The sequence below is a fragment of the Bradyrhizobium sp. Kon69 genome (genome assembly GCF_055807515.1).
The window spans coordinates 111,258-126,608 of record NZ_JBVVOS010000008.1; the positions used below are offsets into that span (position 1 = coordinate 111,258).

15 protein-coding genes are annotated in these 15,351 nt (G+C 64.7%); 8 read left to right on the plus strand and 7 right to left on the minus strand.

Annotation, left to right across the window (positions count from 1 at the left end; translation table 11 throughout):
* Nucleotides 1-3: 3 nt before the first annotated feature.
* Together AC0L3U_RS13030 and AC0L3U_RS13035 are read right to left on the minus strand one after the other, a co-directional pair.
* A complete protein-coding gene (locus tag AC0L3U_RS13030) occupies nt 4-1,179 on the minus strand; it encodes an HlyD family secretion protein (RefSeq protein WP_473362023.1) in 1,176 nt (391 codons plus the stop codon).
* Nucleotides 1,172-1,654: a MarR family winged helix-turn-helix transcriptional regulator gene (locus AC0L3U_RS13035; RefSeq protein ID WP_007598134.1), complete on the minus strand. Its 483-nt coding sequence runs from the start codon at nt 1,652-1,654 to the stop codon at nt 1,172-1,174. The genes AC0L3U_RS13030 and AC0L3U_RS13035 overlap by 8 nt, the downstream gene beginning before the upstream one ends.
* Before the next feature lie 156 nt (nt 1,655-1,810).
* Here AC0L3U_RS13035 and AC0L3U_RS13040 point away from each other — a divergent pair, with 156 nt between their 5' ends.
* The 6 genes from AC0L3U_RS13040 to AC0L3U_RS13065 all read left to right on the plus strand — a co-directional run bounded on the left by AC0L3U_RS13040 (nt 1,811) and on the right by AC0L3U_RS13065 (nt 7,880).
* Complete coding sequence (locus AC0L3U_RS13040) at nt 1,811-2,305, plus strand: Fur family transcriptional regulator (protein ID WP_007615963.1); 495 nt, start codon at nt 1,811-1,813, stop codon at nt 2,303-2,305.
* Nucleotides 2,306-2,341: 36 nt separating this feature from the next.
* Nucleotides 2,342-3,295, plus strand: coding sequence for a DMT family transporter (locus tag AC0L3U_RS13045; RefSeq protein ID WP_007615962.1), 954 nt, complete (start codon nt 2,342-2,344; stop codon nt 3,293-3,295).
* A 12-nt stretch (nt 3,296-3,307) separates the two neighbouring features.
* A complete protein-coding gene (ispG, locus tag AC0L3U_RS13050) occupies nt 3,308-4,591 on the plus strand; it encodes a flavodoxin-dependent (E)-4-hydroxy-3-methylbut-2-enyl-diphosphate synthase (protein ID WP_027514566.1) in 1,284 nt (427 codons plus the stop codon).
* 142 nt (nt 4,592-4,733) lie between these two features.
* Nucleotides 4,734-5,630 carry a TauD/TfdA dioxygenase family protein gene (locus AC0L3U_RS13055; RefSeq protein WP_473362024.1) on the plus strand — a complete coding sequence of 299 codons (897 nt, stop codon included), beginning with the start codon at nt 4,734-4,736 and terminating at the stop codon, nt 5,628-5,630.
* A gap of 87 nt (nt 5,631-5,717) precedes the next feature.
* On the plus strand, nt 5,718-7,055 hold the full coding sequence (locus AC0L3U_RS13060) for a Rieske 2Fe-2S domain-containing protein (protein WP_473362025.1): 1,338 nt from the start codon (nt 5,718-5,720) through the stop codon (nt 7,053-7,055).
* A 3-nt stretch (nt 7,056-7,058) separates the two neighbouring features.
* On the plus strand, nt 7,059-7,880 hold the full coding sequence (locus AC0L3U_RS13065; RefSeq protein ID WP_456767113.1) for an N-acetylmuramoyl-L-alanine amidase: 822 nt from the start codon (nt 7,059-7,061) through the stop codon (nt 7,878-7,880).
* A gap of 107 nt (nt 7,881-7,987) precedes the next feature.
* Here the strand turns inward: AC0L3U_RS13065 and AC0L3U_RS13070 are convergent, their stop codons facing one another.
* The 3 genes from AC0L3U_RS13070 to AC0L3U_RS13080 all read right to left on the minus strand — a co-directional run bounded on the left by AC0L3U_RS13070 (nt 7,988) and on the right by AC0L3U_RS13080 (nt 11,077).
* Nucleotides 7,988-9,595 carry a Na+/H+ antiporter gene (locus AC0L3U_RS13070; RefSeq protein WP_473362026.1) on the minus strand — a complete coding sequence of 536 codons (1,608 nt, stop codon included), beginning with the start codon at nt 9,593-9,595 and terminating at the stop codon, nt 7,988-7,990.
* Nucleotides 9,596-9,643: 48 nt separating this feature from the next.
* The gene (gene bla / locus AC0L3U_RS13075) at nt 9,644-10,510 is read right to left on the minus strand and encodes a class A beta-lactamase (protein ID WP_473362027.1); all 867 of its coding nucleotides are present in this window, start codon (nt 10,508-10,510) and stop codon (nt 9,644-9,646) included.
* A 192-nt stretch (nt 10,511-10,702) separates the two neighbouring features.
* Nucleotides 10,703-11,077, minus strand: a complete 375-nt coding sequence (locus tag AC0L3U_RS13080; protein WP_473345750.1) for a nuclear transport factor 2 family protein — start codon at nt 11,075-11,077, stop codon at nt 10,703-10,705.
* A 94-nt stretch (nt 11,078-11,171) separates the two neighbouring features.
* Between AC0L3U_RS13080 and AC0L3U_RS13085 the strand changes: the two genes are divergently transcribed.
* Complete coding sequence (locus tag AC0L3U_RS13085; RefSeq protein ID WP_473362028.1) at nt 11,172-11,600, plus strand: GFA family protein; 429 nt, start codon at nt 11,172-11,174, stop codon at nt 11,598-11,600.
* Between the two features lie 180 nt (nt 11,601-11,780).
* Nucleotides 11,781-13,613, plus strand: coding sequence for a caspase family protein (locus tag AC0L3U_RS13090; RefSeq protein WP_473362029.1), 1,833 nt, complete (start codon nt 11,781-11,783; stop codon nt 13,611-13,613).
* Between the two features lie 36 nt (nt 13,614-13,649).
* Here AC0L3U_RS13090 and AC0L3U_RS13095 read toward each other — a convergent pair whose 3' ends face one another.
* Nucleotides 13,650-14,342: a DUF1345 domain-containing protein gene (locus AC0L3U_RS13095; RefSeq protein WP_473288411.1), complete on the minus strand. Its 693-nt coding sequence runs from the start codon at nt 14,340-14,342 to the stop codon at nt 13,650-13,652.
* 7 nt (nt 14,343-14,349) lie between these two features.
* Nucleotides 14,350-15,273, minus strand: coding sequence for a polyprenyl synthetase family protein (locus AC0L3U_RS13100; RefSeq protein ID WP_027566019.1), 924 nt, complete (start codon nt 15,271-15,273; stop codon nt 14,350-14,352).
* Nucleotides 15,274-15,351 lie beyond the last annotated feature (78 nt).

The following is a 15,351-nucleotide window of genomic DNA, read 5'->3' on the forward strand; positions in this document are numbered from 1 at the left end:
GTCTCAGTCTTTGTCCGTATCTTTGTCCTGGCTCGCGGTCGCCGACAGGCCGAGCAGGCCGGCGAGCGAGCGCCGGTGACCGGTATCGATGGTGGCGTAGACGCTCATGCCGGCCTTCAGCTTGCGCACGGAATTATCGGTCTCGTCGAAATAGATGCGGATCGGCACGCGCTGCACCACCTTGACGAAATTGCCGCTGGCGTTCTGCGGCGGCAGGATCGCGAATTGCGCGCCGGTGCCGGGCGAGAGCGAGCCGATCTTGCCTTTGAAGATATGGTTCGGGAACGCGTCGACCTCGAGCGTGACCGGCTGTCCTTCGGTGACGTAGGTGAGGTCGCTCTCCTTCGGATTGGCGTCGACCCAGGGATGGGCCACGTCGATGATGGAGAACACCGGCGTGCCGGCAGCGACGTAGCGGCCGAGCTGGATCTGCTCGACTTGTGTTGCCACGCCATCCATCGGCGCCCGCAGCACGGTGTGGTCGAGGTTGCGCTGGGCATCGTCCAGCTTGGCTTTCGCTTGCGCATAGGCCGGGAACTGCTCCAGCGGCAACTCGGGGTTGCCGAGCAACTGGGTCCTGGCATTGGAGAGTTGCTGCTTGATGTATTGCGCCTGCGCGCCGGCGGTCACCAGTGCATTCGACGCGTTGTCGAGATCGAGCTGCGAGCCGTAATTGTTCTTCACCAGCGACTGCTTGCGTTCGACGTCGCGCTGCTTCAGGTCCATGCCCTGCTGAGCGAGATTGAGCATGTCGCCGTAGATCTTGATGTTGGCAACGAGATTGTCATAGGTGACGCGGGCTTGGGCGAGTTGCGCTTTGGCTTCTTCCAGCGCGTGACGGAACGGAGCGGGGTCGATCTCGAACAGCTCGTCGCCGTGCTTGACGATCTGGCCTTCCTTGACGACGACCTTCTGGATTTTGCCGGAGATGTCGGGCGTCACCAGCACCTTCTGCGCGCCGACATAGGCATCGTCGGTGCCGACATAGCGGCCGCCATTGAGATAGAAGGTGAAGCCGGCAACCGCGACGACGACCGGCAGCACGACCAGGAGCAGCACGCGGCGATAGCGGCGCAGGCCCGCCACCAGGCGGCGGCGCGGATTGGTGCCGGCTTTCTTGGTGGGCTTGCCGCCGTCGATTTTCTGCTCGGGTTGGAACTTGAGAACCTGATCAGCCATAGCGCTGCTCCTTACGCGCTTGTTCCGCTCCGCTGGTCTGGATCGCGGACCGCACGTTTTCCTTGATTGTTTCGAGTTGGGTGAGGAGGCGGTGGGCGTCCGCCGGAGTGATGCCGTCGAGCGCGTTGGCCGTGAGCTCGGACTTCAGCCCGCTCATCCGCCCGAGCAATTGCCGCCCGGCCTTCTTCAGATACAGCCGCTTGACGCGGCGATCCGAAGGATCGTTGCGTCGCTCGATCCAGTCGCTGTCGCAGAGCTTGTCGATCAGGCGCGTCAGCGTGATCGGCTGCACCTCGAGAAGCTCGGCGAGTTCCGACTGCTTCATGCCTTCGCTGCGCTCGACCTTGGCCAGCACCGCCCATTGCGCGCGGGTGATGCCGAAGCGCGAGGCTTCCTTGTCGGCATAGACCCGGAGCAGGCGATAGAGCTCGGCGAGCGTAAACAGGAAGTTTTGGTCCACGGGCCCTGGGCTCATGAGCTTGGTCTCCAATAAGCTTGGAATATAATAAGCAAGCTTATGATTATTTCATGGCGGGTTTGCGGGACACTGTCCCGCAGGCCGAGCATGGCTGATGGCCGCATCGCCGGTCCCGCTTTGGGTTCCCCTTTCGAAATGCTAGAAGGCCGTCGCATGACCCTCGCAAAGCCGGCATTTCCCGCGCCCGACCACGATCACGGCCGCTGCACCGCGGATGCGCTGGCGCATGCCGAGGCTGTTTGCGGAGAGCGCGCGCAGAAATTCACGCCGATACGCCGCCATGTGCTGGGGGCGCTGCTCTCGAGCCACCGGCCGCTCGGCGCCTATGAGGTGATCGACGAGCTGGCGAAGTCGATGCCGCGGCCGGCGCCGATCACGGTCTATCGTGCTCTCGATTTCCTGATGGCCAACGGCCTCGTGCACCGCATCGAAAGCCGCAACGCCTATCTCGCCTGCGCCGCTCACGACCACGACGCGACCTCGGCGGTGACGTTCCTGATCTGCGAGCGCTGTGGCCTGGTCGGTGAGATTCCGTCGGCTTCCTTCGCCAGGGATCTCAACGCCGCCGCGCGCAGCTCAGGCTTCGCTCCCAAATTGTCCGTGGTGGAAATCACGGGCGTTTGTGCGCATTGTCAGAAAGCTGCATAGAGCAACAACGGCGCAAAGCCGGTTTTTCAGGAAGAAATGTCCTCACCTCAAGCCATACCGTCCGCCGGTCGTCCCCTCAGTGCCGGCGCCATCGCCCTGATGCTCATGCTGTGCCTGACCTGGGGATTCAACCAGATCGCGGTGAAGCTGGTGCTGCCGGACATTCCGCCGATGCTTCAGGCCACGTTCCGCTCGATGGGCGCGCTGCCGGTGCTGTTCATCATCGGCAGCTTGCGCGGCGTTAAATTCTTCGAGCGCGACGGCACCTGGAAGCCCGGCGTGATCGCCGGACTGATGTTCGGCATCGAGTTCGTGCTGATCTTCCAGGGCCTGCGCTTCACACCGGCATCGCGGGCGGTCGTGTTCCTCTACACCGCGCCGTTCTTCGTCGCGCTCGGCTCCTACCAGGTGCTCGGCGAGCGACTTGGCGGGACGCAATGGCTGGGGCTCGCCATCAGCTTTGCAGGCGTCGCACTCGCGATCGGCGTGCCGCAGCCCAACGTCGATTCGCATGTTCTGCTCGGCGACCTCATGATTGTCGGCGGCGCCGCGCTGTGGGCGGCGACCACGCTGGTTGCCAAGGGAACGCGGCTGCGCTTCGCCGCGCCCGAGAAGGCGCTGGGCTACCAGGTCGCGACCTCGATCCCGATCCTGGGGCTGGCCGCCTGGCTGTTCGGGGAGACCATCCCCCACACCCCGTCGCCGCTGTCGCTGGGCCTGATGGCCTTCCAGGCGATCTGGGTCGTGGGAACCACGTTCACGCTTTGGTTCGCGCTGGTGAAGACCTATTCGGCCAGCAAATTGTCGGCTTTTACCTTCATCACCCCTTTGTTTGGCGTGGTGGGTAGCTATTTCATCATGCACGACACGCTGAACCTGACATTCGGGGCTGCCGCCGTCCTTGTCATTGCTGGGCTTTTTCTGGTTAACCGTCCCAGCCAATCCGCTGCGGCACCGCGCGATGCATTGCTGAACGTCACCAAAACCTGATATTTGGACGCCATGAACAAGCTCGAAAAGACCATCGATTCCGACGTTGCGGGCCCCGCGCCCCGGCACAAGACCACCCAGGTCAAGGTCGGCGACGTCGCCGTCGGCGGCGGTGCGCCGATCGTCGTGCAGTCGATGACCAACACCGACACCGCCGATATCGACGGCACCATTGCCCAGGTCGCAGCGCTCGCCCGCGCCGGCTCCGAAATGGTCCGCATCACCGTGGACCGTGAGGAGGCGGCCGCCGCCGTTCCGCACATCCGCGACGGCCTGCTCAAGCGCGGCATCACCACGCCGCTGATCGGCGACTTCCACTATATCGGCCACAAGCTGCTCGCGGCCTATCCGGCCTGCGCCGAGGCGCTCGCCAAATATCGTATCAATCCCGGCAATGTCGGCTTCAAGGACAAGCGCGACACCCAGTTTGCCGACATCATCGAGATCGCCAACAAGAACAACAAGCCGGTGCGCATCGGCGCCAATTGGGGTTCGCTCGACCAGGAGCTGCTGACCAAGCTGATGGACGAGAACGCCGCGTCCGCCGATCCGCGCGACGTGCGCGCGGTGACGCGCGAGGCCATGGTGCAGTCCGCGCTGCTCTCGGCCGCGCGCGCCGAAGAACTCGGCATGCCCAAAGATCGCATCATTCTCTCGGCCAAGGTCTCGGCCGTGCAGGATCTGATCGCGGTCTATCAGGATCTCGCCAGCCGTTCCGATTACGCGATCCATCTCGGCCTGACCGAGGCCGGCATGGGCACCAAGGGCATCGTGGCGTCTTCGGCGGCGCTCGGCATCCTGTTGCAGCAGGGCATCGGCGACACCATCCGCATCTCGCTGACGCCGGAGCCCGGCGGCGACCGCACCCGCGAGGTGCAGGTTGGCCAGGAGCTCTTGCAGACCATGGGCTTCCGCACCTTCGTGCCCCTCGTTGCGGCGTGCCCCGGCTGCGGCCGCACCACCTCGACGACCTTCCAGGAGCTGGCCAGCTCGATCCAGGGGTTCATCCGCGACGAGATGCCGACCTGGAAGACGAAATATCCCGGCGTGGAAGAGCTCAACGTCGCGGTGATGGGCTGCATCGTCAACGGCCCCGGCGAATCCAAGCACGCCAATATCGGCATCTCGCTGCCGGGCACGGGCGAGGCGCCGGCTGCCCCGGTGTTCGTCGACGGCAAGAAGTTCCGCACCCTGCGCGGCCCGACCATCTCCGCCGACTTCAAGGCGCTCGTGATCGACTACATCGAGCAACGCTACGGCCAGGGCGCCAAGGTGCCGGTGACCGCGGCGGAGTAGTATTGCTCCGCTTTTGCGGCGTGTAGCCCGGATGGAGCGCAGCGAAATCCGGGTTCTCGCAAGCTGACGAACTCAACCCGGATTGCGCTTCGCTCCATCCGGGCTACCATGCTCCCAATCAAGAGCGATCGGGAGACACGCCATGAGCTCACTCGCCGGCAAGCAGGGCCCGCGCTACCGCCATGCGGCGGACGATGGCGCGCCATATCAAACCATCGCGGTCGAAAAGCTCACGCCCATCATCGGCGCGGAAATCTCCGGCATGGACATCGGCAAGCTTGTCTCGGACGATGCGCGCTCCAACCGGCAGATGGACGAGGTCCACCGCGCGCTTGCCGAAAACCTCGTCATCTTCTTCCGCGACCAACACATCACGCCCCAACAGCATCTCGCCTTCGGTCGCAAGTTCGGCGAGCTGCATTTTCATCCTGCTGCTCCGCATGAGGATGAAGACCCCGCGCTGATGAAGATCTATGCGGATGCGAATTCGCCGCGCGCCAACGGCGAGGGCTGGCATTCCGACGTGTCCTGCGATCTCGAGCCGCCGATGGGCTCGATCCTCTACATCAAGCAGTGCCCGCCGCGCGGCGGCGACACGTTGTTTGCCAACATGTACGCCGCCTACGAGGCGCTGTCGGACCGGATGAAGGCCTATCTCGACGGCTTGACCGCGCTGCATGACGGCGAGCCGATCTATCGCGGGCTCTACGCCAATTACGGCGTCGCCGACCGCCCGTCCTATCCGAGTGCCGAGCATCCCGTGGTGCGCACGCATCCGGTCACCGGCAGGAAGGCGCTTTACGTCAACCGCGGCTTCACCCGCCACATCAACGGAATCCCGCGCGACGAGAGCGACGCGATGCTGGCCTATCTCTACCAGCACGCCGAGAACCCGCTGTTCCAGTGCCGCTTCCGCTGGACCGAGAACGCCATCGCCTTCTGGGACAACCGCTGCACCCAGCACCGCGCGATGTGGGACTACTGGCCGCACACGCGCTCCGGCACGCGCGTGACGGTGAAGGGGGAGCGGCCGGTTTAACCGGCCTGCGCACCGCGTTCCGCGTTGACGTCTTCCCGCGTCCGCGCCAATCTCGCCGAAAACAAAGACCGTCGGGAGGATTTTTCCATGCTCCGCGCCGAGGACAACAAATTCCTGACTGAGTCCGGTCCCGGAACGGGCATGGGCGAATTGTTGCGGCGGTTCTGGATCCCCGTGCTGCTGTCGGAAGAACTTCCCGAACCCGACGGCGAGCCGAAGAAGATCGTCGTGCTCGGCGAGGAGCTGCTTGCCTTCCGCGACTCCCGCGGCGTGGTCGGGGTCATCGACCAATACTGCCCGCATCGTGGCGCCAATCTCTGGCTTGGGCGCAACGAGGAATGCGGCATCCGCTGCGTCTATCACGGCTGGAAGTTCGACACCGACGGAAGGTGCGTCGACATGCCGACCTCCTATCCCGATCTCAACGCCAAGGATCTCATCCGCATCAAATCCTATCCGGCGCGCGAATGGGGCGAGATGATCTGGGCCTATATGGGCCCGGCTGACGCCATGCCTGATCTGCCCGATCTCGAAATGGCGCTGCTGCCGGCTTCGCACCGCTATGTCAGCAAGAAATGGCAGGACTGCAACTGGGTGCAGGCGCTGGAAGGCTCGATCGACACCGCGCATTTCACCTTCGCCCATCTCTCCTTCGACAAGGAGGAGAACGAGATCCTGGACATCAAGAAGCATTTCGTGAATCCGATCGCGCGGATGTCGAGCGATCACATGCGCTGGATCGCCGAAGACCCACGGCCTGTGATCAAGATCCAGGCGCACCCGGCTGGCCTCACCATCGCCGGCGGGCGGCTCACCGGCCGCGATGACATCTACTGGCGCATCGCGCAGTTCCTGATGCCGTTCCACGCCTATGCCCCGAGCGCGATGCCGGGCGAGAACATCTTTGGACAGACTTTCGTGCCGGTCACCGACACCAATTGCTGGATCTACACCTATGCCTGGAATCCGGAGCGGCCGCTGACGCAAGCCGAGCGGGAGGCCTTCGACCGGGGCAACGGCGTGATCGCGGAGGTTGGCGACAATTACGTGCCGCTGCGCCACAAGGGCAACGACTATCTGATCGATCGCAAGCTGCAGAAGACCAGGAGCTACACCGGCATCAAGGGCGTCTCCGAACAGGACGCGGCCGTGCAGGACAGCCAGGGCCCGATCGCCGACCGCACCCGCGAGCATCTCGGTCCGACCGATCTCGGTATCATGCATTTCCGTAAAGTCGTGATGGAGTTGGCGCGGGCGCTTCAGCAGGGCGAGCCGCCGCCGCAGGCCGCGCATCAGGACCGCTACGCTGTGCGCTCGGGCGCCTGCGTCACCAGCAAGGCCAAGGACCTTTCCGCGGTGATGCTGGAGCGTTTCGGTGACGCCACGGGCTTTGTCGGCCGACCGCGAACAGCGGCAGCGGAGTAGCGCTTGGGGCAGCCGCGCAGCATCCTTGCAAGTCTCGTCTCGACGCTCATCGCGTCGATCTTGCTATGGTCGCTGGCGCCTGCAGGTGAGGGCCATGCTGCTATCGCGCGGAAAATCGCGAAACCCAAGCCGCCGCACGCGCCGGTCAAATGTGAGATGTCGAAATTCCGGATCGTCGTGGATGTCGGGCACACCCCGGACTCCTACGGCGCGTTGAGCGCACGCAACGACACTGAGTTCGGCTTCAACTTCCGGCTTGCGAGTCTGATCACGGCGAGGCTCAAGGCCGAAGGCTTTGCCGCGACGCGGCTGCTCGTCACGGCCGGCAAGGCGCGGCCGAGCCTGCTCAAACGCGTCAGCACCGCGAATGACGCCCGGGCCGATCTCTTCCTGTCGATCCATCACGATTCGGTGCCGGACAAGCTGATCGAGACCTGGGAGTTCGACGGTGCGAACAGCTATTTCAGCGATCGCTTTTCGGGCCACTCTCTGTTCGTGTCGCAGCGGAATCCGCACTACGCTGCGAGCCTGATGCTGGCCCGGATGATCGGCCGGCAGCTAAAGGATCAGGACCTGCATTATGCCGGCCAATACACCCTGCCGGTGATGGGCCGCTACCGGCGCCAATTGCTCGACAAGGATGTCGGTGTCTACCGCTATGACGGGCTCGTCGTGCTCTCGCAAACCCGCAGCGCCGCAGTGCTGCTCGAAGCGGGCTCCATCATCAACCGCGACGAGGAGATGGCGATGAACTCCCCGGAGCGGCAGGAGATCATTGCGGGCGCCGTGGCGGTGGCGATGAAGGAATTTTGCGAGAGGCGGTAGTTCGCGCCGCCGCTTCAACAGCCGTCATTGCGAGCGCAGCGAAGCAATCCAGGCTGTCGCAGCGGAAAGATACTGGATTGCTTCGCTACGCTCGCAATGACGAGGAGCTACAGCGGCCCGCCCCGATACTCGCGGTTTGCCAAACTCGCCTCCTCCAGGTCCAGATCCCGCTCGATCCGCCGCCGCGTCTCGTCGGTGATCTGGCCGTCGCGCAGCAGCTCGTGGATGAATTTGCGCTCGGCGGCGATCAGATCGCGGGTCAGCGCGGTGCCGGCGGCGGAGACGTCGTGGCGGGTGGGATCGAGCGAGTCCGGCAGCTGGTTGACCCGGATCTCGTGGCGGGCGCGCAGGAGCCGCATCACCTCGTCCGACACGTCCTTCTCCTCTGTCAGCGCATCGAGCGACTTCAGGGCGGCATCGAGGGCCTGGCGCCGTGCCGCGATCTCGGACTCGTGCTCGGCGGCATGCTCGCTGCGGCCGGCGTCCGCGACACCGAGCCAACGCACCACCGGGGGCAGCGTGAGGCCAACGCCGATCAGCGTGATGAAGATGACGCCGAAGGCAACGAACAGGATCAGGTCGCGAAACGGAAAGGCCTCGCCGCCCGGCAGCGTGAACGGCAGCGCCAGCGCTGCCGCCAGCGACACCGCGCCGCGCACGCCGGTGAACGCAAGCACGAACGGCCATTGCCATGGTGGTGACGGATCGCGCGCGCGCAACGACTTGCTGAGCATCCGTGGCAGATAGGTCGCGGGATAGAGCCAGGCGAAGCGTGCGATTACGACGACCGCCAGCACCACGGCGGTCGCAATCATGATGTCGTCGAGCGGGAACGCCTTCGACTTCTCGTAGAGCGCGCGCATCTGGAATCCCGTGAGCAGGAACAGCAAGCCCTCGATCAGATAGATCACAAGGTCCCAGAAGAAGATGCCCTGCAGCCGCGTCGATGCCGAGATCAGCAGCGGGCCGTTCCAGCTGACATAGAGGCCACAGGCGACGGTGGCGATCACGCCGGAGCCGCCGAGATGCTCGGGCAGCCAGTAGGAGACGTAGGGCGTGATCAGCGACAGTGTCAGCTCGACCTGCGGGTCTCCCGACCATTTGCGGAACCGTAGGGAGAGCCAGCCGACACCGATGCCGAAGGCGATCTCGCCGGCGACGATGAGCAAGAACTCGCCGCCTGCCAGAGGCAGCGAGAAATGCCCGACCATGATTGCGGCGAGCGCGAAGCGGTAGAGAATCAGCGCGGTGGCGTCATTCGCGAGCCCTTCGCCTTCGAGGATGACCATCAGCCTGCGCGGCAGATGCAGCCGGCGCGCGATCGCGAGCGGCGCCACCACGTCGGGCGGGGCGACGATGGCGCCGAGCAGGAAGCCGATGGTCCAGGGCAGGCCGATGAAATAATGCGTGGCGGTCGCGACCAGTGCTGTGGTGAAGATCACCGCGCCGACCGCCAGCAGCACAATGGGGCGAAGATTCTTTTTGAACTCGCGCCAGCTCATCGCCACGCTCGCCGAATAGATCAGCGGCGGCAGCACCATCAGCAGCACCAGTTCCGGCGGCAGTTCGACCGGCGGCATGCCCGGCACGAAGGCGAGGCCGACGCCGGAGAGCATCAGCAGAATGGCAGGCGCGATGTTGAAGCGGCGGGCGACAAGCGCGGTGCCCGCCAGCACGGCGAGCAGGATGAGAAAGGTCTGAAATTTCGCTTCCATGATGATCTGTCTTCACCCGGAAGCGGCCGCAAGGTCAATGCGTGCGGCTCACGCCAGCCGCTCGGCCACCATGCGGCCGATGCGTGCGAACACGGCTTCGATCTGTGCCGCGCTCGGCGTGCCGCCCTGGGTATAGGCCGCGATCAGGATCGGCGCATCCGGCTTCGTGTCGGGCTTGGGCCAGGCCACCGCGATGTCGCCGGAGGCGTCCTTGCCGTTGTTGCCGGTCTTGTCGCCGATCTTCCAGCTTGCGGGGAGCCCGCCACGCAGCCGGTTCGCACCGGTCTTGCAACCCACCATCCATTCCGTGAGTTGAGCACGCGAGGTGTCCGACAGCGCCTCGCCCGTGAGCAGTCGGCGCAGATTGCCCGCCATCGCCGCCGGCGTCGTGGTGTCGCGGGGATCACCGGGCGGTGAGCGGTTGAGCTCGGGCTCGTTGTGGTCGAGCCGCGAGGTGCTGTCGCCAAGCGATCGCCAGAACGCGGTGAGTGCGGCGGGGCCGCCGATCCGCGCCAGCAACAAATTGGCGCAGGTGTTGTCGCTGAGCTCGACGATCGCCTTGCACATTTCGGTGACCGACATTGCGCCGGCGGCAATGTTTTGCTTGGCGACCGGTGCGTACTCCAGCAGGTCGGCCTTGCCGTACGGGATCATGGCCGCAAGCTGATCTTCGCCACGATCGACCCGCGCCAGGACGCAAGCCGCCAGCGAAGCCTTGAATGTCGAGCACATGACGAACCGTTCGTCGGCGCGCCAGGCGAGCTTCGCGCCGGTCGCGAGGTTCTCGGCATAAACCCCGATCCGGCCGCCACTCTCGCGCTCATAGGCTTCGAGTTCGGGTGCGTCCGCGGCGAGCGCTGGAGAGGCGGCAATCCAGCACAGTGAGGCAAGCAGCGAACGGCGGTCGAGAAGCATGGGGGACCTTTTGAGCGAGACGGGGCGAGATGGAGATGCGGCATGCACTCCATCCGCATCGTCATTGCGAGCGCAGCGAAGCAATCCAATCTGTCTCCGCGGAAAGACTCTGGATTGCTTCGCTTCGCTCGCAATGACGGAGGATGTGGGAAGAGTGCGCCCGATTTCGGGCAGCGGAAGATTAGGCCTCCCTCACTCCCGCAGGTCATACCGATAAGACTTCGATACGATCTGCCAGCCGTCGGCGAGCTTCATCGCCACCAGATAGTCGGTGAAAAAACGCGGCGGCAGTTGGCACCGAACCTTGATGAAGGCGGTCTTGTCGTCGGAACGGTCGATCGTGACAATGAAATCCTCGCGCGCCTTGCCTTCGGCCTTGCCGGAGGGGCGCTTGCGCACCCGGTCGAGCCAGTCCGGCACGGTCAGCACCTGCAGCTCACCTTTCTCGACCCAGCGCAAATCGGCGGAGGGATGGAAGATCGCGCCGAGTTTGTCGGCATCGCCCTCGTAAAGTCCGTCGAAATAGGATTGCACGACGGCTTCGACGCTCGAACGGTTCTGGCTCATGGGTCATCCCTTTGAATGATGGCTCGGGGCGAACTTAGTCGTACACATCAAAATGCGCTATGGGAGTGCGTACCATTTGCGCGAGGACACTGTGATGACCGGATCAGAGAATTCGAACGCTCGTATCCTGGTCGGCGAATGCTACTGCCGCGCCGTGCGCTACGAGGTGGCGGACGCATTCTCCTATGCGTTGAACTGTCATTGCTCGGATTGCCGCCGCACCACCGGCGCCGCCTTCAAGCCGTTCGCCGGCATCGAGCAGAGCAAGCTCCGCATCGTCAGGGGCGAGAACCAGCGCACCATCTACGGTGACGACACCACCCACGACGCCCACTGCGCCCGTTGCGGCTCGCTGCTTTATTCCCGGGTGCGCGAGGGAAAATGGGTCCATGTCGCCATGGGAACCCTGGTCGATGCCCCCTCGATCCGACCGAGCGCCCACATTTTCGTGGGCTCGAAGGCGCCCTGGCACGAGATTACGGATAATCTGCCGCAATATCGGGGCCACGTGGGAGATGGCTGAGGGAACCTGCTGCGCGCCTGTTTCTCGGCGAACCGCGCCCGGACTGGCGCGACAAACAAAAGGGGCCTTTCGGCCTGCCGCTGGCGCCACCTTCGTGACCTCCATCACAAGCGCTCGCGGCGGATCCTGCTAAAGCCATCCCAAAGGGGCTTGAAATGCCCTGAACCCGGAAGTCGTGCCATGCGCAAATTGCTCAGACTTTGCCCCCTTCTCCTTGCCGTCGCGCTGCTATTCGGCACCGGGCCGGCTTTCGCCGGAAAGCGCGTCGCGCTGGTGATCGCCAACTCCGCCTATCAGCATGCGCCGTCGCTGACGAACCCCGTCAATGACGGTTCGGTGATGACCAGGACGCTGAAGGAGGCCGGGTTCGACATCGTCGATTCCCGGCACGATCTGACGGCGCAGGAAACCCGGCGTGTGCTGCGCGAATTCGCCGACGGGACCCGCGATGCCGATATCGCCGTGGTCTATTATGCCGGCCACGGCATCGAGGTCGAAGGCTCGAACTATCTGATCCCTGTCGACGCCAAGCTGGAGCGTGACACCGACGTCTTTGACGAGGCGCTCTCCCTCGACCGCGTCCTGGTTGCGGTCGAACCGGCCAAGCAGCTTCGCCTGGTGATCCTGGATGCCTGCCGTGACAATCCCTTCGGCAAGACCATGAAGCGCACGGTTGCCTCGCGCGGCATCGGCCGCGGCCTCGCCCAGGTTGAGCCGACCAGCCCCAACACGCTGATCGCCTATTCGGCCAAGGCCGGCTTCACGGCGCAGGATGGCGACGGTGCGAACAGCCCCTTTACCGTGGCGCTGTCGAAGCATCTGACGACGCCGGGCCTCGACGTCCGCCGCGCCTTCGGCTTCGTGCGCGACGACGTGCTCAAGTCGACAGGTAACAAGCAGGAGCCGTTCGTCTATGGCTCGCTCGGCGGCGAGGACGTGCCGCTGGTGCCGGTCAAGGTGACCGCTGCGGCTGCCGCTGCGCCCGCGCCGAACCCTCAGGCCGACATCCGCCGCGATTACGAGCTCGCGCTCCAGGTTGGCAACAGGCCGGCGTGGGATGCGTTCCTCGCCCAGCATCCTGACGGCTTCTATGCGAGCCTCGCCAAGCTTCAGGTCGAAAAAATCGGCGCCGAGCAGGCTCATGCGGCGGCCACCGAGAAGGCGAAACAGGCCGAGGCCGAGCGCGATCGTCTTGCCGCACTTGGCGCGCAGAAGGATACGCAGGCCAAGGCAGCCGCCGATGCGAAGGCCGCCGAGCAGGTACAGCTTGCCGCGCAAAAGGCCAAGGAGCAGGCGCAGCAGCAGGCGGCCGCCGCCGAGCAGCAGCGCGTCAATCTCGCCGCCGCGGCGCCGGGTGCAGCGCCAGCCAGCACGGCGAGCCCAGCCGGCACCAACGTCGCGTCGCTGACCCCGGCCACCGCGCCGGCCGATCTCAGCCGCTCGGTGCAGACCGAGCTCGGTCGCGTCGGCTGCTTCTCCGGCGCCGCCGACGGCAACTGGACGACGTCTGCGCAGCGCTCGTTGTCGCAGTTCAACCGTTATGCCGGCACCAAGCTCGACGTGAAGGTGGCGAGCACCGATGCACTCGACACGGTCAAGTCAAAGCAGTCGCGCGTCTGTCCGCTGGTTTGCGAGCACGGCTTCAAGGCCGACGGGGATAAGTGCACCAAGATCGTCTGCCGAGATGGCTATGCGCTCAACGACGACAACGAGTGCGAGAAGCAGCGTGCCGCCAAGCCCGCGACCGCCAAGCCTGCGACTGCAAAGCGTGACGGCGGCGACGAGCGTCCCGCACGGCAGCGTCGTCAAGCCGGCGGTGAAGCTGCCGGAGCAGCGGGCGGCTTTGGCGGCGCTGCCGGCATTGCTGCTGCCGCTGGCGCCAGCCGCCGCTCGAGTGGCGGACAGCTCTTCTGCAATAGCGGCGGCTGCCGTCCGGTCAACCGCGGTTGCCATCTCGAATATCGCGGCGGCGGCGGCCCCGGCAACGATGCCAATGCCGAGGTCTGTAATTAACTCCCAATGTCGTCCTGGCGAAAGCCAGGACGACGACTACGTCGAGATCGCGCTCGCCGCGATATTGACCGTCAGCGCCAGCAAGGCCGTGTTGTAGATGAATGAGATGATGCCGTGCGCGGTGGCGGTGCGGCGGATGGTCTTATCGGATATGCCGACGTCGGAGACCTGCGCGGTCATGCCGATCACGAACGAGAAATAGACGAAGTCCCAATAATCAGCGTGGTCTTCCTTGTCGCCGCTGGGAAACTGAAGGCCGCCCGGCGTGGCGTGCCGGTAATAATCATGCGCATAATGCAACGCGAAGATCGTGTGCACGGCGGCCCATGACAATACGATGGTGGTGATTGCGATGCTCAGCTCCAGGACGCCGCGATGCGGCGTTCCAAGCTCGGAGACGATCGCGGCGATGCTGGCGAAGGCGCCGATCGCCGTCACCAGCAGGATCACGAAGCGACCGTCGTCCTGCATCGCTGCGGCGCGGCGGATGTGCTGGTGGTCGTTGCACAGCATCATCGCGTAGACCAGCACCAGATAAACGGCGATCAACGCATCCCAGCCGAACAGAAGCCGGGTGACCAGCCGGTGCGAACCCGGGATGAGCAGGCAGACGAGAATACCAACGGCAAGCGACATGAACGTCCGCGGACGCGCATAAATCAGCCGCATCGGCCGCGACATCTTGCGAAAGCGGGCGAGGGCGGGGTCTTCCTTGTTGCCGCCCGCCATCGCGCTATCAGCTCTTCCGTTCGGCCACGAACCGCGCAGCCGCTTGCAGCACGGCGGCGCGATCGCCGAAAATCGAGACCGCGCTGTCGGCGCGCGCGAGCAGGTCGCGTACGCGCTGCTTGGCGCCTTCGATGCCGAGCTGGGTGACAAAGGTTGTCTTGCCGAGAGCTGCATCGGCGCCGGCAGGCTTGCCAAGCGCGGCGGCATCACCTTCGACGTCGAGCAGATCGTCGGCGATCTGGAAGGCTTCGCCGAGCGCGCGGCCGTAATCGTCGAGCGCCTGATATTCCTTTTGCGAGGCCTGGCCGAGGATCGCGCCGGCGATGCAGCCGTAGCGCAGCAGGGCGCCGGTCTTCATCTGCTGAATGCGGGCGACGTCGATCGGCTCGTTGCCGCCAAAGCGGCCTTCGCCGGCAAGGTCGAGAATCTGGCCGCCGACCATGCCGCCGATGCCGGCGCAGCGCGCCAGCGCGCGGGTCAGCAGGAGCCTGACATTGGCGTCGCGATGGATCTCGTCGCGGGTGATGATGTCGAAGGCAAGCGTCAACAGGCCGTCACCGGCGAGGATCGCGGTCGCGTCGTCGGTCTTCTTGTGCAAGGTCGGACGGCCGCGGCGCAGGTCCGAATTGTCCATCGCCGGCAGATCGTCATGGATCAGCGAGTAGCAGTGGATGCATTCGAGGGCGGCGCCCACGAGCAGCGCGGCTTCGCGGGGAACACCGAACACCGCCGCGCTCTCGACCACCAGGAAGGGCCGCAGGCGCTTGCCGCCATTCAGGCTCGAATAGCGCATTGCGTCCATCAGTCGCTTGGGCCGGGCGATCTCATCGGGCAGGATGTCGTCCGACAGCAGGCGCCCGAGCAGCGCCTCGGTGTCATCAGCGGTCTTGTCCAGACGTTTGGCGAAATCGGACGGGGACGTGCCGGTCATCAAGAAGGGCTCCAGAACTAAAATTCGGCGGGACAATCCTTTATGCGCCCGCCTCAGTCAATCGTTTGGAAGGCCTAA

Coding starts and splice junctions, on each gene's coding strand:
- AC0L3U_RS13030 (WP_473362023.1), bottom strand. CDS start 1,179: ATGGCTGATCAGGTTCTCAAGTTCCAACCCGAGCAGAAAATCGACGGC.
- AC0L3U_RS13035 (WP_007598134.1), bottom strand. CDS start 1,654: ATGAGCCCAGGGCCCGTGGACCAAAACTTCCTGTTTACGCTCGCCGAG.
- AC0L3U_RS13040 (WP_007615963.1), top strand. CDS start 1,811: ATGACCCTCGCAAAGCCGGCATTTCCCGCGCCCGACCACGATCACGGC.
- AC0L3U_RS13045 (WP_007615962.1), top strand. CDS start 2,342: ATGTCCTCACCTCAAGCCATACCGTCCGCCGGTCGTCCCCTCAGTGCC.
- ispG (WP_027514566.1), top strand. CDS start 3,308: ATGAACAAGCTCGAAAAGACCATCGATTCCGACGTTGCGGGCCCCGCG.
- AC0L3U_RS13055 (WP_473362024.1), top strand. CDS start 4,734: ATGAGCTCACTCGCCGGCAAGCAGGGCCCGCGCTACCGCCATGCGGCG.
- AC0L3U_RS13060 (WP_473362025.1), top strand. CDS start 5,718: ATGCTCCGCGCCGAGGACAACAAATTCCTGACTGAGTCCGGTCCCGGA.
- AC0L3U_RS13070 (WP_473362026.1), bottom strand. CDS start 9,595: ATGGAAGCGAAATTTCAGACCTTTCTCATCCTGCTCGCCGTGCTGGCG.
- bla (WP_473362027.1), bottom strand. CDS start 10,510: ATGCTTCTCGACCGCCGTTCGCTGCTTGCCTCACTGTGCTGGATTGCC.
- AC0L3U_RS13080 (WP_473345750.1), bottom strand. CDS start 11,077: ATGAGCCAGAACCGTTCGAGCGTCGAAGCCGTCGTGCAATCCTATTTC.
- AC0L3U_RS13085 (WP_473362028.1), top strand. CDS start 11,172: ATGACCGGATCAGAGAATTCGAACGCTCGTATCCTGGTCGGCGAATGC.
- AC0L3U_RS13090 (WP_473362029.1), top strand. CDS start 11,781: ATGCGCAAATTGCTCAGACTTTGCCCCCTTCTCCTTGCCGTCGCGCTG.
- AC0L3U_RS13095 (WP_473288411.1), bottom strand. CDS start 14,342: ATGGCGGGCGGCAACAAGGAAGACCCCGCCCTCGCCCGCTTTCGCAAG.
- AC0L3U_RS13100 (WP_027566019.1), bottom strand. CDS start 15,273: ATGACCGGCACGTCCCCGTCCGATTTCGCCAAACGTCTGGACAAGACC.